The sequence below is a fragment of the Janibacter zhangyanbonis genome (genome assembly GCF_050507325.1).
Classification (GTDB): domain Bacteria; phylum Actinomycetota; class Actinomycetes; order Actinomycetales; family Dermatophilaceae; genus Janibacter.
In genome coordinates this window covers 3,058,819-3,082,303 of the sequence record NZ_CP191481.1, presented here as the reverse complement: position 1 = coordinate 3,082,303, position 23,485 = coordinate 3,058,819, and the positions used below count along the sequence as shown (strand labels likewise).

Genomic DNA, 23,485 nt, shown 5'->3' with positions numbered 1-23,485 from the left:
CTGGCTCCTCAGGAGTCGGTGCGTGGGCGGATCATGCCGTTGGCGGCAAGACCCTGCAGCGCACGCAGGTACCCGTCGTGCTGCTCCTGCGGGATGCCCTCGGCGACCAGGGTGCTCTGCACGTCCGGGTGGTCGGCGAGGTGCTCCACGACGCGGACGAGCTCCGGTCGCTTGAGGAAGGACAGCTTGCGGTTGTGGAAGTTGTAGGCCAGGGCCCCGAAGGGTTCGGGGCGAAGCGCCACGGATGCCGACAGCTCCCAGGGCCGCATCAGCATCCGTGGCGTTTCCGCGTTCATCGCGATCATCGATCTCTGGTCGAGGCGCGGATCAGTAGACGCCGCACATGCCGTCGATGGAGACCTCTTCCACGAGGTCATCGGCGACTGCGTCGACCTGAGCGTCTTGCTCGAGACCGTCGTGCTGCTCGTCTGCCATGGTGTTGTCCTTCCGACGTCGCTGTCTGGTTCGGCCCAAGTTAGTGACGTGAGAGGACGGCCGTAACTGCCCTAACGGGTAGTCCGTGGCCTGCCCGGGTCGGTCAGGCGGGTGGTCAGGCGCCGCCCAGTGCCGCGTCCACGATGGCCCTGGCGTCCGCCTGCACCTGCGCCAGGTGCTCGGGCCCGCGGAAGGACTCGGCGTAGATCTTGTAGACGTCCTCGGTGCCCGACGGGCGGGCGGCGCACCACGCCGACTCGGTGGTGACCTTGAGCCCACCGATGGCCGCGCCGTTGCCGGGGGCCTCGGTGACCTTGGCCGTGATCGCCTCTCCTGCAAGGGAGTCCGCGGAGACAGCGGCCGGGGTGAGGGCCTTGAGGGCAGCCTTCTGCTCACGGGTCGCGGGCGCGTCGACGCGGGCGTAGGCGGGCTCGCCGTGCCGCGCGACGAGGTCGGCGTAGTGCTCGCTGGGAGAGCGACCGGTGGTCGCGAGGATCTCGGAGGCGAGCAGCGCGAGGATGATCCCGTCCTTGTCGGCCGTCCACACCGACCCGTCGTGCCGCAGGAAGCTCGCCCCCGCCGACTCCTCGCCACCGAAGCCGACCGACCCGTCGAGCAGCCCGGGGACGAACCACTTGAAGCCGACCGGCACCTCCCACAGGTCCATCCCGAGGTCCGCGGCGACGCGGTCGATCATCGAGCTCGACACGAGCGTCTTGCCGATCCGCCGGCTCGACCAGCCCGGCCGCGCCCCGCCGTGCAGGTACTGGATCGCCACCGCGAGGTAGTGGTTGGGGTTCATCAGCCCGACGTCGGGGGTGACGATGCCGTGCCGGTCGGAGTCCGCGTCGTTGCCGGTCGCGATGTCGTACCGATCCCGTTGAGCGACAAGGCTGGCCATGGCCGCAGGGGAGCTGCAGTCCATCCGGATCCTGCCGTCCTTGTCGAGGGTCATGAAGCGCCACGTCGGGTCGACGAGCGGGTTGACCACCGTCAGGTCGAGGCCGTGGCGCTCGCCGATCTCGCCCCAGTAGTGCACGGCCGCGCCGCCCATCGGGTCGGCGCCGATCCGCACGCCGGCGTCCCGGATCCGTTGCAGGTCAACGACGCTCGGCAGATCGGTGACATAGGCGGCGAGGTAGTCGTGATCGGTCGCGGCGGCCCGGGCCCGGGCGAAGGGGGTCCGCCGCACCTGCCGCAGGCCGTCACGCAGGTGCGCGTTGGCCGCGTCGGCGATGGCGCTTGTGACGTCGGTGTCGGCGGGGCCACCGTGCGGCGGGTTGTACTTGAAGCCGCCGTCGCTCGGGGGGTTGTGCGAAGGGGTGACGACGATGCCGTCGGCGAGGCCGCCCCCCTTCGCCGTGAGGTCCTTGCCCCGGTTGGCGGTGAGGATCGCGTGCGAGATCGCCGGGGTCGGGGTGTAGCCGTCGCGGGAGTCGACGAGGACGGTGACGCCGCCGGCGACGAGGACCTCGAGGGCGGTGGTCCACGCCGGCTCGGAGAGGGCGTGGGTGTCGCGGCCGAGGAAGAGCGGGCCGTCGATGCCGGCTGCGCGGCGGTGGTCGACGATCGCCTGGGTGGTGGCGAGGATGTGGGCTTCGTTGAAGGACGCGGTCAGCGAGGAGCCCCGGTGCCCGCTCGTGCCGAAGGCGACCTGCTGGTCGACGTCCTCAGGGTCGGGCTGCACGGCGTAGTAGGCGGTGACGACGTGGCTGACGTCGATGAGGTCCTCGGGCAGTGCGGGCTGGCCCGCTCGGTCGGCGGCTGCGCTCATGGCCCGACGCTACCGCCCTACCGCAGCACCGCCGCCAACCGCGCGGTGAGCGGCGCCGTGGCCGGGTGGCGGGCCTCGCCGAGCTCGTCGAGCGCCCGCTGGAGCACCTCGGCGTCGGCGACGACCTCGCTGTAGGCGAGCACGGCCGAGGGATCGGGGTCGGTGAGCAGGCACTCGCGGACGGCGACGGCGAGGTAGTCGGCGGTCTCGGTGAGCAGCGGCGAGCTGGTCCCGGGGACGAGGTCGCCGCCGTAGGCGTCGACGGCGGCGCGGGCATCGCTGCGACGCACCGCCGCTCGCACCGCGTCGACATCGCTCGTCACGGGCAGGTCGAGCCGATAGGGCCGGGAGGCCAGGCGGCCGCCGAGGGCGGAGCGCAGCTGGCTGACCTCGGACTTCAGGGTGCTCGTCGACACCCGCTCGTCGCCGTAGAGGTGGGCGTGCAGCTCGCCGAGCGAGAGCCCGTCGGGGTGCAGCGCGAGGATCGCGAGGATCTCGACCTGGCGGCGGGTGAGCAGCAGGCGCGATCCGTCGAGGTGGACCTCGCTCGCGCCGAGCAACCGCAGGTGCAGCCCCTGGTGCGCGGGCACGGTCAGCGTCGAGGCGAGGGACGAGGCGGGGATCGCGGTCTCGAGCAGCCGGGCGAGCGCCTGCGCGGTCGCGGCGCCGATCGGGTGGCTGCGGTCCCACGTCGTCGACAGGTCGAGGACCCCGAGCTGGGCGCCGGTCACCGGGTCGTGCACGGGCGCGGCCCAGCAGACCCAGCTGTGCACGATCGGGGCGTAGTGCTCGGCGGCGAAGACCGTCGAGACGGAGTCGGTGCGCAGCGCGAGGTTGAGCGCATTGGTCCCGACGCTGCCCTCGTCCCACCGGCCGCCGGCGACGAAGTTGACCTGCTCGGCGGCGCTGCGCATGACCCGCCCGCCATAGGTCCACAGAATCCGGGTCTGGGGGTCGGTGACCGCGACGACGAGGTCGCCGTCCTCGGCAGCGGAGCGCAGCGCGCCCTCGAGCCGGGCGACCGCGGCCGACAGCGGTGACTCCGCGAAGAGGCTGGCGGTCTCCCCTTCGTCCGCCAGCGGAGCGGCCTCGACGGTCGCAGGCAGGTGCTCCGCGGACCGGCGCCACGACGACAGGATCTCGGGGCGCACCTGCTCGGGCGCGCTGCCCTCGCGCCAGTGCTCCCAGGCGCGCTCCAGCGTGCGCCGTCGACTGGACTCCACCATCGGCCACCTCCTCGTGGTCCCCGTCAGCGTAGGCCGGAGCGGGGCCTAGGGTCGAGGGATGAGCACCGCAGCCGGCACCCTGATGTGGACCCCGGCGGCCGAGCGGCCCGACCTGCTCGCCGCCCCCGTCGCCGCCGCGATCGCGGCGGTCCCCTCGGCCCGCGTGGCCGAGATCGACCCCGAGCTGGCGGACACCGCCGCCTTCTGCGAGGCCTATGCGTCGCCGCCGCAGTTGTCCGCCAACTGCGTCGTCGTCGCGGGCCGAAGGGGAGGGGAGACCCGGCACGCCGCCGTCCTCGTCCTCGCGACGGACCGGGCGGACATCAACGGCGTCGTGCGCCGGCACGTCGACGCGCGCAAGATCTCCTTCGCCCCGATGGGCGAGGCGGTGGAGATCACCGGCATGGAGTACGGCGGCATCACCCCCGTGGGGCTGCCCGAGGCGTGGCCGGTACTCGTCGACGAGGCGGTCGTCGCTGCCGGCGAGGTCGTCATCGGGTCGGGGGTGCGCGGCTCCAAGCTGCTCGTCGACGCCGCCGAGCTCGCGGCGCTGCCGACCGCGGAGGTCCTCGCCCTGGCGCTGCCCGCCCCCGCTGGCTGAGGTGCGAGCGCCAGCGAGCCTCGAAGCCACCTACCCGAGCGACTCGAGCAGCTCCCGTACCCGGCCCTTGATCTCGTCGCGGATCGGCCGCACCGCCTCGACGCCCTGCCCGGCGGGGTCGTCGAGCTGCCAGTCCTCGTAGCGCTTGCCGGGGAAGATCGGGCAGGCGTCGCCGCACCCCATCGTGATGACGACGTCGCTGGCCTGCACGGCGTCGGTGGTCAGCACCTTGGGCCGCTCGGTGGACAGGTCGATGCCCTCCTCGAGCATCGCTGCGTGGACGGCGGGGTTGATCGAGTCGGCGGGCGCGGAGCCGGCGGAGCGCACCTCGACGGCACCTCCGGACAGGGCCCGTGTGTAGGCCGCGGCCATCTGCGAGCGGCCGGCGTTGTGCACGCAGACATAGAGGACGGAGGCGGTCATCGGGACTCCTGCAGGGACGAAGGGGAGGGGAGACGTCGGCGCAGGGCGAGGCTGACGTAGACGAGGCCGACGAGGACGGGGACCTCGATGAGCGGGCCGACGACGCCGGCGAGGGCCTGGCCGCTCGTCGCGCCGAAGGTCGCGATGGCGACGGCGATGGCCAGCTCGAAGTTGTTGCCCGCCGCGGTGAAGGCGAGCGTCGTCGTGCGCTCGTAGCCCATGCCGAGCGCCCGCCCGAGCAGATAGCCCGCGCCCCACATGAGGGCGAAGTAGGCGAGCAGCGGCAGCGCGATCCGGGCGACGTCTAGGGGCCGTGAGGTGATCGCCTCACCCTGCAGGGCGAAGAGGACGACGATCGTGAAGAGCAACCCGTAGAGGGCCCACGGCCCGACCTTCGGCAGGAAGGTCTGCTCGTACTCCCTTCTCCCCCAACGGCGCTCGCCGATGCGTCGGGAGAGGTAACCGGCGAGCAGGGGGATGCCGAGGAAGATCATCACGGACTTCGCGATCTGCCAGGCGGAGACGTCGAGGTCGGCCTGCTCGAGGCCGAGCCAGCCGGGTAGGACCGACAGGTAGAACCAGCCGAGCCCGGCGAAGGCGACGACCTGGAAGAGCGAGTTGAGCGCCACGAGGACGGCGGCGGCGTCGCGGTCGCCGCAGGCCAGGTCGTTCCAGATGATGACCATGGCGATGCAGCGGGCGAGCCCGACGATGATCAGGCCGGTGCGGTACTCCGGCAGGTCGGGGAGGAGCAGCCAGGCGAGGGCGAACATCAGCGCCGGCCCGACGACCCAGTTGAGCAGCAGCGAGGACCCGAGCAGCCGCCGGTCGCTCGTCACGGTGTCGAGCCGGTCGTAGCGGACCTTGGCCAGCACCGGGTACATCATCACGAGCAGGCCGAGGGCGATCGGCAGTGAGATCCCGTCGACCTCGATGGCGCTCAGCAGGTCACCGAGGCCGGGGACGAGCCGGCCGAGGAGGAGTCCGGCGACCATGGCCAGCCCGATCCACGCCGGCAGCCACCGGTCGAGGGTCGACAGGCGGGCGGGCGCCTGCGCTGGTGCGGTGTCGACGCTCACTGCGGGGCGGCCTTGCTCGCGCGGACGAAGGCGCTGGCGAAGGACCCGTCGAGGGCGTCGACGACCTGCTCGAGCGTCCAGCCGTGCGGCAGCTGGTCGCCCACGAGGCCGGACAGGCGGTGCAGGTCGTCGCGGCCGTAGGTGCGCGTGATCTCCACGGAGGCGTCGGTGAAGCCCACCGCCGTGAGCCGCTCGACGTAGTCGGTGTCGAGCAGGGCTCCGGAGATGCAGCCGGTCCACAGACCGACGATGCCGCGCAGCGCATCGGGGATCCCGCGGAGGAGGACGACGTCGGCGACGGCGAAGCGTCCGCCCGGCCGCAGCACGCGGTGCGCCTCACCGATCACGGCGTCCTTGTCCGCGCTGAGGTTGATGACGCAGTTGGAGATGACGACGTCGACGCTCGCGTCATCGAGCGGGATGGCCTCGATCCGGCCACGGACGAAGCGCGCATTGGTCACGCCGGCCTCGGCCTGGTTGCGGCGGGCGAGCTCGAGCATCTCGTCAGTCATGTCGAGCCCGGTCGCGGTGCCGGTGGGGCCGACGCGGCGCGCGGAGAGCAGCACGTCGAGACCGCCGCCGGAGCCCAGGTCGAGGACGTCCTCGCCGGGGGAGAGGTCGGCGAGGGCCGTCGGGTTGCCGCACCCGAGCGAGGCTGCGAGTGCCGCGTCCGAAGGGGAGTCCGTCCCCTCGTAGAGACCGACGGTGATCGGGTCGGGTTCGCCCCCGGGGCTGGACCCGCTGCAGCACGGGCTGGCGTCTCCCGTGAGGTGGGACCGGGCGGCAGCGGCATAGCGCTCGCGCACGGCGTCGCGGGTGGGGGTCGTGGGGATCACGAGAAGCTCCTGCTTCGATGGATGTCGAATCAACTGCTGCGGCCAGCATGGTCCGTTGATTTGAGACATGTCAAGATAGGGCGATGAGCATCCTCGAGTCGGTCCCCGGTGAGCAGGCCGTGACCTGCTGCGGGCTGGCGACCTCGCCCGTCACCGAGGCCGACGCGGCCCGTCTGGCGCCGGTCTTCAAGGCGCTCGGCGACCCGGTCCGGCTGCGCATGGTCTCGATGATCGCCGCGCAGCCCGAGCTGTGCGTCTGCGAGATCACCCCGGCCTTCGACCTGTCGTCGGGCACGATCTCGCACCACCTCAAGCTGCTGCGCGAGGCCGGGCTCGTCGACTGCGAGCGCCGCGGCACCTTCGTCTACTACTGGATCAACCCCGAGGCCCTCGGCGCCCTGTCGACCCTGCTCGCGGTCGCCCCTGCCGGCTGAGCCCCCCGCCCCCTTCGCTTTGACGCCAGCCGCCCCGGCGCGGTCCCATGGGTCCATGACCGACCTCGCGATCGTCGACGCCGACCCCACGCCGCTCACCGCCACCGTGGGGACGAAGTTCGCCTACGGCACGACCGGAGTCCGCGAGGCGCTCCTCTCCTTCGCCGTGTCCACTGCGCACGACATCCTCGAGGAGGAGATCCTCATCCACGCGGGTGGCAAGCAGGTCGAGGCGCGAGAGCTTGCCGGCAACCACGGCACTCGGCTGCACGTCGTCGACGAGGTGGGCGACGGCTGGCTCGAGGTGACCTATCGCGCGGTTGTCGACATCACCAGGCCGACCGGTGACCAGGTGGGGCGTGAGATCGACTTCGACCGCTGGGTCTTCACCCGTCCGAGCCGCTACGCCGAGTCGGATCGACTGGCCCCCATGGCTGCTCGGCTCTTCCCGAGCCAGTCCGGGATCGAGCGGGTCAATGCCGTCGGCGAGTGGGTCAACACGCACATGGCCTACATCTCCGGGTCGAGCCGGGGCACCGACGGTGCCGTCGACTCGATCCTCCAGGCCTCGGGCGTGTGCCGCGACTTCGCGCACGTCGTCGTCGCGCTGCTGCGGGCGCTGGGCACCCCCGCGCGGCTCGTCTCGGTCTATGCGCCGGGTCTGCAGCCGATGGACTTCCACGCCGTGGCCGAGGCCTGGGTCGACGACGCGTGGCACATCGTCGACGCGACCCGACTGGCCCCCCGCGAGGCGATGGTCCGCATCGCCACCGGCCGCGACGCGGCCGACACCGCCTTCCTCACCACGCGCGGTGGCCGCACGACCTTCAACCGTCAGGTCGTCACCGCCACGCTCACCGAGGGCCGGCTCCCGCAGGAGGACCCCTCCGCGCTCGTGCGCCTGGCCTGATCCCACGGCCCCGGACGAAGGGGGCCGACCCGCACCTTCCCGCATCCCGAGACGCCGCGCGCCTCGTCATGCACGTCACCCGAGCCGTAGTTACCGTCGAGTAACTGCTGGTCGTCGACGACCGGCCCGGCCCGGGAGGAAGTCATGCGCGTTCGCGCTCTGTCCGTCGTCACCGCCGTCGCCGCCGTGGTGGCCACCGTCGGAGCGAGCCCCTCGAACGCCGCCCCCGGCGGCTCGGTCGAGTCGCCGCAGCACTTCGTCCAGCTCGGCGACTCCTTCTCCTCGGGCAATGGCGCGGGCAGCTACGTGGAGAAGACCTGCTGGCGCTCGCCGAACAACTACGGCGCCCGGGTCGCCCAGCTCAAGGGCGCGACCTACACCAATGCGGCATGCAGCGGCGGTGTGACCGCTGACATCCTCGAGCCGCGCGATCTCGGCTCTCCCTCGTGGCGCACGCGCACCTATCGGATCCCGGCGGGCGCGGTCGACGCCCGAGCCCAGTGGCTGGCGAAGGCGAAGGCCGACCAGCTCTGCGGCACCCCGGCCCAGTCGGACTTCTCCTACGTCTACACCGTCAGCTCGAGCGCGTCGGCCGGCGATCTCTACACCGCGGCGGTCCGCTGCCAGCTGCAGGCCGCACCGCAGATCGACGCGGTCGACCGCTCGACGGACGCCGTCTTCGTCACGACGGGCGGCAACGACGTGCGCTTCACCTCGATCGTCATCGACTGCCTCGTGCTGCGCTCCGCGGGCAGCTGCAAGGCGCGCATCGACGCGGCGAACGCCCAGCTGACGTCGCTGAAGCAGGAGACCAAGGAGACGCTGCAGGCGGTCCACGACCGCTCCGGCGGTCGCGCGCACGTCTACCTGCTGGGCTACCCGCACCTGATCAACACCGACAACTTCCGCCTGGGCTCGACCTATGACGCAGGGAATGAGCTCTCGCGGATGCAGCTGCGCGGCGACACCCTGCAGCGGGCGGCGATGGCGGAGCTGTCCCGCGCCAACGGTGGCCGGGGTGGGTTCACCTTCGTCGACGTCAAGCGTGACTGGGGTGGCTACACGCACGGGATCGACCCGCACGTCGTCGCGGACAACAGCGATGCCTGGCTCGTCCCGGTCCTCTCGCCGGGGCGCGAGCTCAAGGAGTTCGTCCACCCGACGGCCGCGGGTTGGGGTGCGAGCGCGCTGGCACTCGCCGACGCGATGCGGTGAGTCAGCGGGCGACAAGCGCGATGACCGCGGGTGCGACGAGCGCGCCCACGGCGCCGAGCAGCATCGCCGGCCCGTAGGCGAACTCGTCGCCAGCACCCTTGCGCCGCAACGCAAGCAGCGCCACCGCGACGACCCCACCGATGAGGAATGTCGCGAGCGTCGCCCACCACACCTGGGCCCACGACAGCCACCCGAGGAGCATGCCGAGCAGGCCGGCGAGCTTGACGTCGCCGAAGCCGATGCCGCCCCCGGGCATCAGGGCGAGGACGAGGTAGACGACGAAGAGGACCACCCCGGCGACGAGTGCCCGGACGAAGGGGGACCACGTGTCCGTGGCGAGGCTGCAGCCGGCGAGGAGCACGACGAGCGCGGGCGCCGCGGGCAGCTGGATGCGGTCGGGCAGGCGGTGCACGTCGAGGTCGACCCAGGCGAGGGCGACCATGACCCAGACGGCGAGGACGTAGACGGCCGGGACGAGCCACGGGTGGCCTGGCGAGACCGCCCACCAGACGAGGCCGCTCGCGACCGCGGTCACCGGCACGACCCACCACGAGGCGGGCCGGGGCAGCGAGATCTCGTCGGGCATCCGGTAGCCCAGCGTCCTCAGTCGCAGCTGCAGGAGCAGGCCGACGAGGGCGCCGACGGTGGCGATGACGAAGGGGGTCGTGGCGGGCACGCAGGCAATCTAACGGGCCCGTCGAGAAGTGAGTGAAAATTTTACTGGACAACCTCTGGTCAAATGCTTACCAAAGGCTTACTGTCCTGGTGTCTGGAGATGAGCCCTTCCACGACAACGTCTTCGGGGGGCTGCCTGCCAGGTGTTGTACCGGCAGCACGCCACGCTTCATCTCGCTGCCGCGCAGTGCGTTTCGCGGTCCTGGGGGGATGCTTCCCGCCAGGGCTCCACAGCCATCCGGCGCACCCCGGGCACCTTCACCCGGACTGGTGACCCGTCCTTGCGGGTCACCGTGCAGCACCTCTTCATTCACCCTGCCCCACCCTGCCGACGGGCCATGTCCGTGTGCCCGGGTGCCTCGGCGACCCCTCACTCAAGGAGACATCCCATGCTCGACCTCTACGTCCGTCTGCAGTCCCTGCTCACCGTCAAGGCGGAGAAGGGAGCGACCGCCGTCGAGTACGGCCTCATGGTCGCCCTCATCGCCCTGGCGATCATCGTCGCCGTCACCGCGCTGGGCACGAACCTGTCCGCCCTGTTCACCTACATCGCCGGCAAGATCGACGACGTCACCCCCTGATAGGTCGCGTACTTCCGTGGCGGGGGCTCTTCCTCCCCCCGCGCCCCCGCCACGGATCCTCCCAACGCTGGCTGCCCGCTCCCGCTGGCTGAGGAGCGAGGGACGAGCGTCTCGAAGCCAGTACCGACCCCAACCCGACGACCGAGGCGGTGGACCATGCGAGCACCCTCCGGCCTCCGGACGGCCCGTGACCGCGGCGCCGCCGCGGTCGAGATGGCCATCGTCCTGCCGCTGCTGCTCCTCGTCCTCGGCGGCATCATCGACTTCGGCCGTTACTTCCTCGCCGAGGTCCAGCTGACCAATGCCGTCCGTGAGGGAGCCCGGGTCATGGTCATCAGCGAGGACTCCGCCGAGACCATCCAGCGGGTGCAGACCGCGGCCCCGGCCGTCGCGGGCCTGGTGACCACCACCCCGGGCGTCTGCCCGGGCACCGACGCGAAGGTCCGGGCCACCGCTCCCTTCGACTGGATCATCCTCAAGCCCGCGATGAGCCTCGTCCCCGGTGGCGCCGCGAACTCCCTGCCCACCGAGGTCAAGGCGGAGGCGGTGATGAGATGCGGCGGCTGACCGCGACCGGCGCGCGCCGCCACCGGACCACCGCCGAGCGCGGGGCCGTGGCGACGATCGTCGCCGTCCTCTTCGCCGGCATGGCCTTCATGGGCCTGCTCGCCGTGAGCGTCGACCTCGGCAACCTCACCTACGAGCGCCGCCAGGTGCAAAATGCGGCCGACGCCACCTCGCTCGCCCTCGCGCAGGAGTGCGCCGGCTCCGGAGCGGTCAAGACGACCTGCGTCCCCGCCACGGTCGACGACCTGCTCGACGCCAACGCCCACGACGCGGCCCATCGCTACGACACCCGCAACGACGCGCCCGACGGTGCCTGCGCGCGTGGCACGGCGACCCAGGTCGGGCCGCTCTCGACCCACCCCTGCTCCAGTGACGGAGCGATCACCGACCTGCGCGAGTGCCCGCCACTGCCCGAGTGGCTCACGACGGGTGAGGGCGCGAACATCCCCTATGTCGAGACCTATGCCGCGACCGAGACCACCGACGGCGGCACGAAGCTCTTCCTCCCCTTCTCCCGGGTGCTGGCCGGCGGCGCGAGCGGTGATGCCGGGACCACGGCGTGCGCCCGCGCTGCCTGGGGTGTGCCCCGCGGATACACCGCGTCGTTGCCCGTGACGATCAACGACTGCGAGTGGCGCGACCAGACCAATGGCGGGACCGACTACGTCGACGAGGCGCCCTCGGGCGCGAAGCCGGGATACGGCGGAGCCGGCCAGCCCGCGTGGCCGGCCGGGTCGAAGGAGATCGTCATCGTCCTCCACGACCCGAAGAAGACCGACTCGAAGTGCACGTGGAACGGCAAGGACTTCCCCGGCGGCTTCGGCTGGCTCGGCACCGTGACCAAGACGTGCAATGCGACCGTCTCGGACGAGCAGCACTGGGTGCAGGTCGACCCCGGAGCCAGCGCATCGTGCGGCAACGTCGAGTTGGGCAACCTCGTCGGCACCGTCGTGGAGGTCCCGGTCTTCGACTGCGTGAAGGGGTCGAAGACCAATCCCGGTGCCACGGTGCCAGCACCCAGCGAGTGCAACCCCACCAACCCCCAGGCCGGGGGCAACAACGTCTGGTACCACATCGCCGGCTGGGCCAAGTTCTACGTGTCGGGGATGGACGTCCCCGGAGTCACGAAGTGGGGCCTGGTCCCCGGCGGTCACACGTCCTGCGGGATCAGCGGCGCCAAGTGCATCGCTGGCTGGTTCCTCACCGGTGAGCTCTCCGCCACCCCGAGCAGCGTCGGCGCCCCGGGGGGACCCGACGACTTCGGCACCTACGTCATCAAGCCAGCCGGCTGACCCAGCAGAAAGCACCTCACCATGAAGCGTCGCGTCATTGCCATCGTCGCCGCCGTCGTCCTCGCCATCGCGGGGGCGGGGCTCATCCTCGTCTACGTCAAGGGTGCCGACTCTCGAGCGGTGGCCGACGCGCAGCCGGTCTACGTCTACGTCGCCGACGAGCTCGTGCCCGCCGGCACGACGCTCAAGGACGCCGAGCGGACCGAGCTCGTCAGCCGGACGAAGGTCGCCCAGGGGGCCCGTCCGGCGGGCGCGATCGAGTGGATCGGCCCTGACAACAACGCGCAGCTGGCGCTGTCGGACGTGCAGCCGGGCGAGTTCCTCATGGCCTCCCGCTTCGGCGCGACCCCGGTGGGGGAGAAGGCGATTGAGGTGCCCCCGGGCAAGGTCGCGATGTCCGTCCAGCTCTCCGACCCGGCGCGCGTCGGCGAGTTCGTCACCCCCGGCTCCGAGATCGCGATCTATGCGACGCACAAGATCAAGCTCGTCGGTGACGACGACAAGACGAAGCAGATCAACGAGCTCGACCTGCACGGCACGACGGTCCTTCTGCCCAAGGTCCAGGTCATCGCGATGGGCACCGACCCCCTCGCCGCGCCCGACACCGCCAAGAGCGACAGTGACTCCGAGGACAGCACCGCCAGCGGCTCGCAGAGCAACGACGTGAAGTTCCTCGTCACCGTCGCCGTCGACCCCGCCGACGCGCCCCGGCTCGCCCACGGCGTCAGCCAGTACACCCTCTACGCCGGCCTGCGCGGCCCCGACGCCAAGATCGCCGAGGGTGACGACGCCAACGACCTGTCGATCTTCGACGGGCAGCCGTCCGACCTGCTCAAGGACGTGAAGCCGTGACGATCCTCTGGGACCTCGACCCCCGCGCCCACGCGACCTATGCCTTCGCCCTCGGCGACCACGTCGAGGTGCACGCCCACGGGCCGCGCATCGTCCGCGCCCTCGAGGAGGGCCGGCACCGGCTCGTCGTCATCGGCCCCGACGTGCCCGTCGACTCCGCCTGCCAGCTCGCCGAGCACCTGCGCGTTGCCCGCCCCGAGGTCGGCGTGCTGCTCCTGCGCCACCGCCTCGACGTCACCGTCATGGGCCAGGCCCTGCGCAGCGGCATCCGCGAGGTCGTCCAGGCCGACGACCAGACGGCTCTCGCCGACGCGGTGCGGCGCAACGAGCAGCTGGCCGCCCAGCTCCTCGGCGACACCGGCCGCGTGGCCCGCGGCAAGGTCGTCACCGTCTTCAGCGCGAAGGGGGGCGTCGGCAAGACGACCGTCTCCACCAACCTCGCCGCCCACCTGGCGTCCAGCGGCGCCCGCACCCTGCTCGTCGACCTCGACCTGATGTTCGGTGACGTCGCGATCAGCCTGCAGCTCATCCCTTCGGGCACGGTCACCGACCTCGTGGCCATGCGCGGTCACCTCGACCAGGCTGGCCTGGAGTCCGTCGTCGTGCGGCACGAGCCCACCGGCCTCGACATCATCGCGCCGTCGAGCGACCCGGGCGACGCCGAGCGGATCCCCGCTGACGTCGTCCTCGAGCTGCTGCGCACCGCTCGCGCCCACTACGACTACGTCCTCGTCGACACGCCCCCGGCCTTCACGGAGCACGTGCTCACGGCACTCGACGTCAGCGACCTCGCCGTCCTCATCACCACCCTCGACATCCCGGCGGTGAAGAACCTGCGCGTCGCGATGAACACCCTCGACACCCTCGGCGGGTCCAAGGACAACCGGGTCGTCGTGCTCAACCGCTCGGGCCTGAAGGTCGGCCTCGACTCCGACGAGGTCGAGACCGCGCTCAAGCAGGCGATCGCCGTGAGCATCCCGCACAGTCTGAGCGTGCCGGCCGCGACCAACAAGGGCGTGCCGCTCGTCTCCCACGACCCGCGTGACGCCGCCTCGGTGGCCCTGCGCGAGCTCGCCGACCGCCAGGTCCGGGCCCGCTTCGGCGACCTCGTCGAGTCGACCGGCAAGCAGCGCTTCGGACGACGCAGGAGCAAGGTATGAGCAACCTCGCCGACCGTCTCGACCGGGTCCGCCAGGCCCGGGAGGCCGCAGCGCCGACCGCCCAGCAGCAGGCCCGCTCGCGGGTGTCCCCGGGCGCCCGCCGACGAGAGGACCCCTTCGCCGGGGTGAAGGGCCGCGTCCACCAGGCGCTCCTCGAGTCGCTCGGCCCGCGCCTCTACGACCCCAACCTCACCGAGGCCGAGCTGGCCGCGCAGGTGCGAGCGACCCTGCAGACGGTCATCGACTCCGAGGAGACCCCGCTCACCCAGGCCGACCGGACGAAGATCGCCCAGGACGTCTCCGACGACATCCTCGGCCACGGCCCGCTCGAGCCCTACCTCCGCGACCCGGACGTCACCGAGATCATGGTCAACGGGCCGGAAGACATCTTCATCGAGCGCGGCGGGCGCATCGAGCCCGCACCGGCGCGCTTCGTCGACGACGGCCACCTGCGGCGCACGATCGACAAGATCGTCTCCCGTGTCGGCCGCCGTGTCGACGAGTCGAGCCCGATGGTCGACGCCCGTCTGCCCGACGGCTCCCGGGTCAACGCGGTGCTGCCGCCGGTCGCCATCGACGGGTCGATGCTCACGATCCGCAAGTTCGCCGCGGACCCCTTCACCGACGAGGACCTCATCGCCATGGGCACGATGTCGCGCCCGGTGCGCGACTTCCTTGCCGCCTGCGTCGAGGGCCGGCGCAACATCATCATCTCCGGCGGCACCGGCTCGGGGAAGACGACGACGCTCAACGTCGTCAGCGCCTTCCTCCCCGAGGAGGAGCGCATCGTCACGATCGAGGACGCCGCCGAGCTGCAGCTGCACCAGCGGCACGTGCTGCGCATGGAGTCGCGCCCGCCCAACATCGAGGCGCGCGGCGAGATCTCGATCCGCGACCTCGTGCGCAACTCGCTGCGCATGCGCCCCGACCGGATCATCGTCGGCGAGGTCCGCGACGGCGCCGCGCTCGACATGCTCCAGGCGATGAACACCGGCCACGACGGGTCCCTGACGACGATCCACGCCAACTCGCCGCGCGACAGCCTCGCCCGCCTCGAGACGATGGTGCTCATGGCCGGCATCGAGCTGCCGGTGCGCGCGATCCGCGAGCAGGTGGCCGGCGCCGTCGACCTCATCGTCCAGCAGTCCCGGCTCAAGGACGGCTCCCGCCGCATCGTCGCCATCACCGAGGTCATCGGGATGGAGGGCGAGATGATCACCCTGCAGGACCTCTTCACCTTCGACTACGCCGCGGGCCGCGACCACGACGGCCGCTACCTGGGCACGATGATCCCCACGGGCATCCGGCCGGCCTTCGCCTCCGACCTGTCCGACCTCGGGGTCGACCTGCCGATGCACCTCTTCGCCCGGGTCCCGATGTGAGCGCCCTCCGTGGGCGCGCCGCCGCGCTCCTCGCCCTCGTCGTCGCGCTGCTGGCCGTCGTCGTGCCTCCGGCCGGGGCGAAGGGGGCGGCCCCCGCCTCCCGCAGTGCCCTGTCGGTCTCGATGAGCGATGTCCGCTCCAGCGGTTCCTCGCTCACGGGCGTGCTCACCTTCCGCAGCCCCGACGTCGTGCAGGTCGACACCGACAGCTTGCGCGCCGAGGTCGACGGGCAGGAGCGCCCGGCGACCGCCTCGTCGTCGACGAGCAGCGAGCGGACGTCGATGCTCGTCATCGACACGAGCGGGTCGATGGGCGCCGACGGCATGGCGACGGTGCGCCAGGCGACCCGCACCTATCTCGCCGAGGTGCCCGACGACGTCCGGGTCGGGGTGGCGGCCTTCGCCAACACCGCCGGCGTCGACCTCGCCCCGACGGCCGACCGGGCCAAGGTCCAGCGCGTCGTCGACGGGCTCGTCTCTCGGGGCGACACGAGTCTCTACGCCGGCGTGAGCGCCGCGGCCAAGGCGCTGGGCACCCAGGGCGACCGCAGCATGGTGCTTCTCAGCGACGGCGCCGACACGATCAGCACGGCCCGGGCGGCCCACCGCGCGACGGCGACCCGCGAGGTGCGCACCCGCGGCATCCGCGTCGACGTCGTCCAGTTCAAGACCGACGACCCCGATGCGACCTCGGCCCTGCGCGGGTTCGCTTCTGCCGGAGGTGGATCCGTCATCTCGGCCGCCGACGCCGACTCGGTCGGCGCGGCCTTCCGCACCTCCGCCCGGGCGCTGCGCTCGCAGGCGCACTTCGAGGTCACGACACCGAGCCGGCTGACCGGCCGGCACACGGTGCGGCTCGAGGGGACCGCCGGCGGCACCCCCTTCGCCGTGGAGCGCACCGTCGACCTCGGCGGCGCCGGCGTGGCCCCCGCACCGGCGCCGACCCGCGGTGTCGCCGACTCGGCGATCGCGCCCGTCGGCGGGCTCTCGCTCACCGCCACCCCGTGGCCCTGGCTCGGGGCGCTGGCCCTCGGGCTCTCGCTCTTCCTGCTGGCGCACGCGATGCTCACCCCGACGCTCACGCCTCGTGAGCGGCGGCTGGCCGCCATCGACACCTACGTCGCGCCCGGGATGCAGCGCCGCGCCGACGTCCACGGCCAGCAGGCGACCCCGCTCACCCAGCGGATGGTCGAGCTCGGCGAGCGACGCATGGCCCGGCGCAGCTCGACGGCGGGCACGATGCTGCTCATCCAGCGCGCCGACCTGCCGCTGCGCGCGGGGGAGTGGTACGTCCTGACCGTCCTCGCCATCGTCGTCGGCGTCGTGCTCGGCCTCGTCGTCGTGCCCGGGCCGGCCCTGCTGGGCATCGTCGTCGGCCTCGCGCTCGGGCTCTTCCTGCCGCGGCAGGTGCTGCGCTTCCTCGCCGCGCGCCGAGCCAAGGCCTTCGAGCGGGTGCTGCCGCAGGCGCTCGTGCTCGTCGCGACGACGCTCAGGAGCGGCTTCGGCCTGCCGCAGGCGCTCGCCGCCGTCGCCCAGGACGCGGCGGCGCCGGTGGACAAGGAGTTCAGCCGGGCCCTCGCCGAGACCCGCATCGGCACCGACATCGCCGACGCCCTCGAGCACATGGCCGACCGCATGGGCAGCGACTCGATGCACATGGCCGTGCTCGCCATCCGCATCCAGCGCGAGGTCGGCGGCAACCTCGCCGAGACCCTCGAGACCACGGCGCACACCCTGCGCGAGCGGCAGATGCTGCTCCAGCAGATCGCGACCCTCTCGGCCGAGGGGCGGCTGTCGGCGCAGATCCTCATCGCCCTGCCGATCGGCGTCTTCTTCTACATGACGCTCGTCAACTACGACTACATCTCCTTGCTGTGGACGACCGTCCCCGGCGTCGTCATGAGCTTCGGCGCCGTCGTCCTCATCGTCATCGGCATCTTCTGGATGCGCCGCGTCGTCCGGATCGAGGTCTGACATGTCCCTCCTGCTGCTCGGGGTCGCCCTCGTCGCGGCTGCCGTGATCCTCCTCGTCCTCGTCCTGGCCCTCGGGGTCGGCACCTCCGGCCCGACCGGGGTGGCCCGCAGCCTCGCCCTCATCGAGGGCACGGTCGGTCAGGACGGCGTGCCGCGCAGCGAGCTGGCGGCGCGCGACCGCCTCGTCGAGCCGGTGCTCGACGCGACCCGTCGGCTCGCGCTGCGCCTCTCGCCCTCTGGCGCCGAGGAGCGGCTGGCCCGCAGCCTCGACCGGGCCGGCAACCCCTCGCCCTGGACCGTCGACCGGATCATGGGGACGAAGGGAGCCTGCCTGCTCCTCGGCGCGGCCTTCGGTCTGCTGTGGGGCGGCCTGAGCCTGACCGGCCTCGTGCTGTGCATCGCGCTCGCGGCGGCCTTCTTCTTCCTGCCCGACCTGCTGCTCTACAACGTCGCGCTGCGACGGCAGGAGCGCACGTCCAAGGACCTCGCCGACACCCTCGACGTGCTCACCGTGTGCGTCGAGGCAGGGCAGGGCTTCGACTCGGCGCTGCTACGGGTGGCCCGCACGAGCGACGGGCCGATGGCGGGGGAGTTCGCCCGGGTGCTCTCCGAGATCCAGCTCGGCAAGACCCGTGGTGAGGCCTTCTCGGCCATGGGCGAGCGCATGTCCCTGCCCGAGGTGCGCAACTTCGTCTCCGCCGTCGTCCAGGCCGACCGGCTCGGCATCCCGATCGCCAAGGTGCTGCGCGAGCAGACCTCCGCGATGCGCGTGACCCGCCGGCAGAAGGGCGAGGAGAAGGCGCAGAAGGTCACCGTCAAGATCCTCTTCCCCCTGCTCGTGTGCATTTTCCCGGCGCTCTTCGTCGTCATCATCGGGCCCGGTGGCATCCGCATGGTGCAGAGCCTCTTCGGGGCCGGGGGGCTCTAGCCACTGCCGGCCCGCCCCGGCGATTACTCTCGAGTCACCAGCCGCTCGACGGGGAGCGGCCACCAGGAGGTCACCATGCGCCGACGTCGTCGCACCCTGTCCATCGCCACCGCTCTCGCCGCCCTCGCGGCGGGCATCGGGACGGCCCTCCCGGCCGGTGCGAAGCCCCCTTCGCCCGACTACGTCGTGCTCGGTGACTCATACTCGGCCGGCAACGGCGCGGGCACCTACACCGAGCGCACCTGCTGGCGCTCGCCCGACAACTACGCGGCCAAGGTGGCCGCGCAGGACGGTGCGAACCTGACCAATGCCGCGTGCAGCGGTGGCGTCGTCGCCGACATCACGCAGCCGCGCGCCCTGGGGTCCCCCTTCGTGCGGACGGCGACCTACGAGGTGAGCGGCACGGCGGCCGTCCAGCAGCGCAAGTGGCTGCAGCGGGCCGAGGCCGACGCCCTGTGCGGCACGCCCGCCCAGCCGGACTGGTACTACGAGCAGACCGTCACGAGCAGCGCACCGACGGGCCGGCAGCTCACCGCGACGGTCAGCTGCCAGCTGACGGCCGCGCCCCAGGTCGAGTCGGTGACCCCGCAGACCGATGCGGTCTTCCTGACCGTCGGCGGCAACGACATCGGCTTCAGCACGATCGTCCTGCAGTGCATGGTGCTGCGCTCCCCGAGCGGCTGCCGCACGACGATGGACGCGGCCAACGCGACCCTGCCCGCGCTGAAGGACGACACGGCCGAGGCGCTCGCCGCGATCCGGGAGAAGTCGCGGGGCAATGCGCACGTCTACCTCCTCGGCTACCCCCACCTGCTCAACACCGACAGCTACGGCATCCCCGAGGCCGCACCGACCTACGATGCCGGCGCCGCGCTCGACGAGCTGCAGCGCCGCGGCGACGAGCTCCAGCGCGAAGGGGTCGCCGAGCTCGACGCGAGCGCGAAGGGTCGGGGTGGGTTCACCTTCGTCGACGTCAAGCCCGCGTGGGGCGGCATGGCGCACGGGCTCGACCCGCGCTCCGTCCCAGACAACACCCAGGCCTGGCTCGTGCCCGTCCTCGCCCCCGGGCGTGAGCTGCCCGAGTGGGTGCACCCGACGGTCGAGGGCTACACCGCCTCGGCGTCGGCGCTGAGCGCGGCCATGCGCTGAGGCGCGCCGCAGCCGCCCTTGCGCCTCCGCTCCGAACCCTGCAAAACCCTAGGGTCTTGCAGGGTTCGGAGCGCAGGACCCTGGGGTCTTGCAGGGTTGGGTCGACCGTAGAGCTGTGTCCAATGTTCGTCTAAGGTTTGGGCATGCCCTCCCTCTCGCGCCCCAGCGTGCTGCCCCGCCTCCTCGCCGGCCTCGTCATCGTGCTCTGGTTCGCCGTGGGGGCGGTGGGCGGGCCGCTCGTCGGCCAGCTGTCGAGCGTGCAGGACAACGACCAGGCCTCCTTCCTCCCGCAGTCCGCCGAGTCGACCCGCGTGGCCGAGCAGCTCCCGGACTTCGAGGCCGATTCCACGCTGCCGCTCATCGTGGCCGTGGAGGCCGAGGGTGGGCTGGGGCGTGACCAGCTCGCCGAGCTGGGCGACTGGGCCGAGCGGCTGCCGCAGCAGCAGCTGGACTCCGCGCCGGGGACGGTGGCGGACTACCTTGCCGCCCAACGGATCCCGGTGATCCCGTCGGAGGACGGTGACGCGGCGATCGTCGTCCTCAGCCTCGACGCAGCGGCCGTCGAGAAGACCGTCGACGAGACGAGCATCTCCGACCTGCTCGTCGACGACCTGCGGGGCAGCCTGGCCCCGGACGTCGACAATGCCACGGTGGCGGTGACCGGCCCGGCGGGCTTCGCCGCCGACCTCGGCGAGGCCTTCGCCGGCATCGACGGACTGCTGCTCCTCGTCACGCTCGCCGTCGTGCTCGTCATCCTGCTCGTCGTCTACCGCAGCCCGGTCCTCCCCTTCGTCGTGCTCCTCACGAGCATCTTCGGGCTCGCGCTCGCGGCACTGCTCATCCACCCGATGGCCGCCGCCGACTGGATCCAGCTCTCGGGCCAGAGCCAGGGCATCCTCTTCATCCTCGTCGTCGGCGCCGCGACCGACTACTCGCTGCTGCTCGTCGCGCGCTACCGCGAGGAGCTGCACGCGGCCGACCCGCTGCCGGCCCTGCGCATCGCGTGGCGCCAGACCCTGGGGCCGGTCGCGGCCAGTGGCGGCACCGTCATCGCGGGCCTGCTCTGCCTGCTCTTGTCCGACCTCGGCAACATCGCCGGCCTCGGGCCGGTCGGTGCCCTCGGCATCGCCGGGGCGATGACCGCCTCGCTCACCCTGCTCCCCGCGGCCCTCGCGCTGCTGGGCCGGGCCGCCTTCTGGCCGTCCGTGCCCCGACGCGGCACGCGCCCGCAGCACCGGCTCTGGTCCGGTGTGGCGCGTCGCGTGACGTCCCGTCCCCGCATCACCTGGGTCGTGACGACCGCCGTGCTGCTCGTCGCCGCGGCTGCGGCGCTCACCTTCCCGACCCAGGGCATCACGCAGGCACAGTTCTTCACGACCGACGTGGAGTCCGTCGACGGTCAGCGCGTCCTCGACCGGCACTTCGACGGGGGAGACCAGCGGCCCGTGCAGGTCGTCGTCCCCGACGCGGCCGTCCGCGAGGCGAAGGGGGTCCTCGCCGACCACGACGACGTCTCGGGGCAGGTCCGCTCGCAGGAGTCGACGACGGGGTCGGGGTCGACCCTGCTCTCGGCAACCCTGACCGTCGGGTCCGAGTCGCCCGAGGCGCGCGACGTCGTCCGCGACCTGCGGGGCGAGCTCCACGACGTCGACCCCGACATCATCGTCGGGGGCGCGACCGCGACCGCGGTCGACACCGACGACGCGAGCATCCGCGACTACCGCGTCGTCGTGCCCGCGATCCTGCTCGTCGTCACCCTCGTCCTCATGGCCCTGCTGCGGTCGGTCGCGGCGGCGGTGCTGCTCGTCGTGGTCAACGTGCTGACCTTCGCCGCGACCCTCGGGGTCTCGGCGGTGCTCTTCACCCGCGTCCTCGACCAGCCGGGCGCCGACCCCTCGACACCCGTGCTCGGGTTCGTCTTCCTCGTCGCCCTCGCTGTCGACTACTCGATCTTCCTCATGACGCGTGCGCGGGAGGAGTCGCTGCACGTCGGGACCCGCCGTGGGGTGCGCCGGGCCGTCGCGGTCACGGGCGGGGTCATCACCAGCGCCGGCGTCGTCCTCGCCGCGACCTTCTCCGCCCTGTGGGTGATCCCGCTGCTCTTCCTCGCGCAGATCGCCTTCATCGTCGCCTTCGGCGTGCTGCTCGACACCCTCGTCACCCGCTCGGTCCTCGTGCCGGCGCTCGCCACCGACCTGGGCAACCGCATCTGGTGGCCCGGGTCCGGGCGGATGGCCGACGACGAGGAGAGGGGCTGAGGGTTCTCGCCGGCCCGCCCGCAGCGTCGTGACTCGCGGGTATGACGACCACTCGCCACGCGTGACGGCGGCCGGCTCCCGTCGTACCGGGGCTCTTCGCCCTTCGCTGGCGCCGTAGTGGTCGTCGTACCCGGGGGTCACCACGGCCCGCGCCCCAGGGTCCGCGCGGACACGCACACACCCTGCAGGACCCCAGGGTCCTGCAGGGTGTGGTGGTGGGCCCCGCCGTGTGGGTGCGTCGGGAGAGAGCAGCTCAGTCGAGCAGGTCGACCAGCTGCGGTGCGATGCCGATGTAGGTCGCCGGGGTCATCGCCGCGACCCGCTCCTCGACCTCGGCCGGCAGGCCGAGCCCGCGGACGAACTCGACGAGCTCGGGCTGGCCGATGCGCTGACCGCGGGTGAGCTCCTTGAGCCGCTCGTAGGGCTCCTCCATGCCGGGCACGCCCTGCGCGCCGAGGGCCCGCATGACCGACTGGATCGGCTCGCCGAGCACCTCCCAGTTGCCGTCGAGGTCGGCGGCCATCGCCTCGGGCACGGCGTCGAGCCCGGCGAGGCCGCGGCCGGCGTTGTCGATCGCGAGCAGCGAGTGGCCCAGGGCGGTGCCGATGTTGCGCTGCATCGAGCTGTCGGTGAGGTCGCGCTGCAGGCGCGAGGTGACGAGCGTGGAGGCGAGCACGTCGAGGAGCGCATTGCTCACCTCGAGGTTGGCCTCCGCATTTTCGAAGCGGATCGGGTTGACCTTGTGCGGCATCGTGCTCGACCCGACGGTGCCCTGACCGCGGACCTGGGCGAAGTAGCCCATCGAGATGTAGGTCCACACGTCGGTGCACAGGTTGTGCAGCACGCGGTTGAAGCGGGCGATGTCGGCGTAGACCTCGGCCTGCCAGTCGTGCGACTCGATCTGCGTCGTCAGGGGGTTCCACGTCAGGCCCAGGCCCTCGACGAAGGTGCGCGAGATCTCCAGCCAGTCGGCCTCGGGCACGGCGGCCAGGTGGGCGCCGAAGGTGCCGGTCGCGCCGTTGATCTTGCCGAGGTACTCGTCGTGCTGGATTCGCCGCAGCTGGCGCATCAGGCGGTGCGCGAGGACGGCGAGCTCCTTGCCCATCGTCGTCGGGGTCGCCGGCTGGCCGTGGGTGTGCGAGAGGATCGGCACGTCGCGCAGGTCGACGGCCATCGCCGCGACGGCCTCGGCGAGGGCGTCGGCGCGCGGCAGCCAGACCTCCTCGACGGCCCCCTGGACCATGAGGGCGTAGGCGAGGTTGTTGATGTCCTCGCTCGTGCAGCAGAAGTGGATGAGCTCCGACAGGCCGGCGTCCTCGGGAGCCGGCGCGATCTTGCGCAGGCGCTCCTTGAGGAAGTACTCGACGGCCTTGACGTCGTGCTGGGTGACCTTCTCGGTCGCGCCGAGCTCGGCGATGTCCTCGGGGCCGAAGTCCTCGACGACCTGCCGCAGCGCCGCCTGCTCGTCCTCGGTGAGGGCGCGCACGCCGGGCACGACCTGCTGCGAGGTCAGGTGGATGAGCCACTCCACCTCCACGTGCACCCGCATGCGGTTGAGCGCGGGCTCGCTCAGGTGGTCGATGAGGGGCGAGACGGCGGGCCGGTAGCGGCCGTCGAGCGCGCCGAGGGCGATCTGGGGCGTGGCGTCAGCGAGGCTCTGCATGGCCCCCATCCTCCCAGAGGCGAAGGGGGTGCCCGTCACCTCGACCAGGGGCCGGGCACCCCCTTCGTCACC

Annotated in this window: 23 protein-coding genes; 14 read left to right on the top strand and 9 right to left on the bottom strand. The window is 72.0% G+C overall.

Annotation, left to right across the window (positions count from 1 at the left end):
* Positions 1–8 precede the first annotated feature (8 nt).
* The 4 genes from mftB to ACQBJO_RS15145 form a co-directional block, all read right to left on the bottom strand.
* Positions 9–242: a mycofactocin biosynthesis chaperone MftB gene (gene mftB / locus ACQBJO_RS15160; RefSeq protein ID WP_245634791.1), complete on the bottom strand. Its 234-nt coding sequence runs from the start codon at positions 240–242 to the stop codon at positions 9–11.
* 85 nt (positions 243–327) lie between these two features.
* Positions 328–435, bottom strand: a complete 108-nt coding sequence (mftA, locus tag ACQBJO_RS15155; protein WP_082807721.1) for a mycofactocin precursor MftA — start codon at positions 433–435, stop codon at positions 328–330.
* Between the two features lie 115 nt (positions 436–550).
* Positions 551–2,209: a phosphoglucomutase (alpha-D-glucose-1,6-bisphosphate-dependent) gene (gene pgm / locus ACQBJO_RS15150; protein ID WP_421008869.1), complete on the bottom strand. Its 1,659-nt coding sequence runs from the start codon at positions 2,207–2,209 to the stop codon at positions 551–553.
* 17 nt (positions 2,210–2,226) lie between these two features.
* Positions 2,227–3,435, bottom strand: a complete 1,209-nt coding sequence (locus tag ACQBJO_RS15145; protein ID WP_421008868.1) for a transcriptional regulator — start codon at positions 3,433–3,435, stop codon at positions 2,227–2,229.
* A 58-nt stretch (positions 3,436–3,493) separates the two neighbouring features.
* Between ACQBJO_RS15145 and ACQBJO_RS15140 the strand changes: the two genes are divergently transcribed.
* Positions 3,494–4,036, top strand: a complete 543-nt coding sequence (locus ACQBJO_RS15140; RefSeq protein WP_421008867.1) for a YbaK/EbsC family protein — start codon at positions 3,494–3,496, stop codon at positions 4,034–4,036.
* Between the two features lie 30 nt (positions 4,037–4,066).
* Here ACQBJO_RS15140 and ACQBJO_RS15135 read toward each other — a convergent pair whose 3' ends face one another.
* From ACQBJO_RS15135 to arsM, 3 genes are all read right to left on the bottom strand, one after another.
* Entirely contained in the window at positions 4,067–4,459 is a 393-nt protein-coding gene (locus ACQBJO_RS15135) for an arsenate reductase ArsC (RefSeq protein ID WP_421008866.1), read from the bottom strand.
* Positions 4,456–5,454 (bottom strand): ACR3 family arsenite efflux transporter, encoded by a 999-nt coding sequence (arsB, locus tag ACQBJO_RS15130; protein ID WP_430407184.1) that lies wholly within the window; start codon positions 5,452–5,454, stop codon positions 4,456–4,458. Before arsB ends, ACQBJO_RS15135 begins: the two co-directional genes overlap by 4 nt.
* Before the next feature lie 80 nt (positions 5,455–5,534).
* Entirely contained in the window at positions 5,535–6,374 is an 840-nt protein-coding gene (arsM, locus tag ACQBJO_RS15125) for an arsenite methyltransferase (RefSeq protein ID WP_421008865.1), read from the bottom strand.
* A gap of 83 nt (positions 6,375–6,457) precedes the next feature.
* Between arsM and ACQBJO_RS15120 the strand changes: the two genes are divergently transcribed.
* The 3 genes from ACQBJO_RS15120 to ACQBJO_RS15110 all read left to right on the top strand — a co-directional run bounded on the left by ACQBJO_RS15120 (position 6,458) and on the right by ACQBJO_RS15110 (position 8,933).
* Positions 6,458–6,808, top strand: coding sequence for an ArsR/SmtB family transcription factor (locus ACQBJO_RS15120; RefSeq protein ID WP_084449803.1), 351 nt, complete (start codon positions 6,458–6,460; stop codon positions 6,806–6,808).
* 55 nt (positions 6,809–6,863) lie between these two features.
* Entirely contained in the window at positions 6,864–7,718 is an 855-nt protein-coding gene (locus tag ACQBJO_RS15115) for a transglutaminase-like domain-containing protein (protein WP_421008864.1), read from the top strand.
* 144 nt (positions 7,719–7,862) lie between these two features.
* The gene (locus ACQBJO_RS15110; protein ID WP_421008863.1) at positions 7,863–8,933 is read left to right on the top strand and encodes an SGNH/GDSL hydrolase family protein; all 1,071 of its coding nucleotides are present in this window, start codon (positions 7,863–7,865) and stop codon (positions 8,931–8,933) included.
* Between the two features lies 1 nt (position 8,934).
* Here the strand turns inward: ACQBJO_RS15110 and ACQBJO_RS15105 are convergent, their stop codons facing one another.
* Positions 8,935–9,609: a prepilin peptidase gene (locus ACQBJO_RS15105; protein ID WP_421008862.1), complete on the bottom strand. Its 675-nt coding sequence runs from the start codon at positions 9,607–9,609 to the stop codon at positions 8,935–8,937.
* Between the two features lie 388 nt (positions 9,610–9,997).
* On the opposite strand from ACQBJO_RS15105, the gene ACQBJO_RS15100 reads away from it, so the two are divergent.
* The 10 genes from ACQBJO_RS15100 to ACQBJO_RS15055 all read left to right on the top strand — a co-directional run bounded on the left by ACQBJO_RS15100 (position 9,998) and on the right by ACQBJO_RS15055 (position 21,750).
* Entirely contained in the window at positions 9,998–10,189 is a 192-nt protein-coding gene (locus tag ACQBJO_RS15100) for a Flp family type IVb pilin (RefSeq protein WP_421008861.1), read from the top strand.
* A 156-nt stretch (positions 10,190–10,345) separates the two neighbouring features.
* Entirely contained in the window at positions 10,346–10,756 is a 411-nt protein-coding gene (locus tag ACQBJO_RS15095) for a TadE/TadG family type IV pilus assembly protein (protein WP_421008860.1), read from the top strand.
* Positions 10,744–12,048, top strand: a complete 1,305-nt coding sequence (locus ACQBJO_RS15090; RefSeq protein WP_421008859.1) for a TadE/TadG family type IV pilus assembly protein — start codon at positions 10,744–10,746, stop codon at positions 12,046–12,048. Before ACQBJO_RS15095 ends, ACQBJO_RS15090 begins: the two co-directional genes overlap by 13 nt.
* Positions 12,049–12,069: 21 nt before the next feature.
* Positions 12,070–12,900, top strand: coding sequence for a Flp pilus assembly protein CpaB (cpaB, locus tag ACQBJO_RS15085; protein ID WP_421008858.1), 831 nt, complete (start codon positions 12,070–12,072; stop codon positions 12,898–12,900).
* Complete coding sequence (locus ACQBJO_RS15080) at positions 12,897–14,060, top strand: AAA family ATPase (protein WP_421008857.1); 1,164 nt, start codon at positions 12,897–12,899, stop codon at positions 14,058–14,060. Before cpaB ends, ACQBJO_RS15080 begins: the two co-directional genes overlap by 4 nt.
* Positions 14,057–15,442 (top strand): CpaF family protein, encoded by a 1,386-nt coding sequence (locus ACQBJO_RS15075; protein WP_421008856.1) that lies wholly within the window; start codon positions 14,057–14,059, stop codon positions 15,440–15,442. Before ACQBJO_RS15080 ends, ACQBJO_RS15075 begins: the two co-directional genes overlap by 4 nt.
* Entirely contained in the window at positions 15,439–17,415 is a 1,977-nt protein-coding gene (locus ACQBJO_RS15070; RefSeq protein WP_421008855.1) for a type II secretion system F family protein, read from the top strand. The genes ACQBJO_RS15075 and ACQBJO_RS15070 overlap by 4 nt, the downstream gene beginning before the upstream one ends.
* A gap of 1 nt (position 17,416) precedes the next feature.
* Positions 17,417–18,343 carry a type II secretion system F family protein gene (locus tag ACQBJO_RS15065; protein WP_421008854.1) on the top strand — a complete coding sequence of 309 codons (927 nt, stop codon included), beginning with the start codon at positions 17,417–17,419 and terminating at the stop codon, positions 18,341–18,343.
* Between the two features lie 75 nt (positions 18,344–18,418).
* Entirely contained in the window at positions 18,419–19,492 is a 1,074-nt protein-coding gene (locus ACQBJO_RS15060) for a GDSL-type esterase/lipase family protein (protein WP_421008853.1), read from the top strand.
* 143 nt (positions 19,493–19,635) lie between these two features.
* Positions 19,636–21,750 carry an MMPL family transporter gene (locus ACQBJO_RS15055; protein ID WP_421008852.1) on the top strand — a complete coding sequence of 705 codons (2,115 nt, stop codon included), beginning with the start codon at positions 19,636–19,638 and terminating at the stop codon, positions 21,748–21,750.
* Positions 21,751–22,003: 253 nt separating this feature from the next.
* Here ACQBJO_RS15055 and purB read toward each other — a convergent pair whose 3' ends face one another.
* Positions 22,004–23,413 carry an adenylosuccinate lyase gene (gene purB / locus ACQBJO_RS15050; protein WP_421008851.1) on the bottom strand — a complete coding sequence of 470 codons (1,410 nt, stop codon included), beginning with the start codon at positions 23,411–23,413 and terminating at the stop codon, positions 22,004–22,006.
* Positions 23,414–23,485 lie beyond the last annotated feature (72 nt).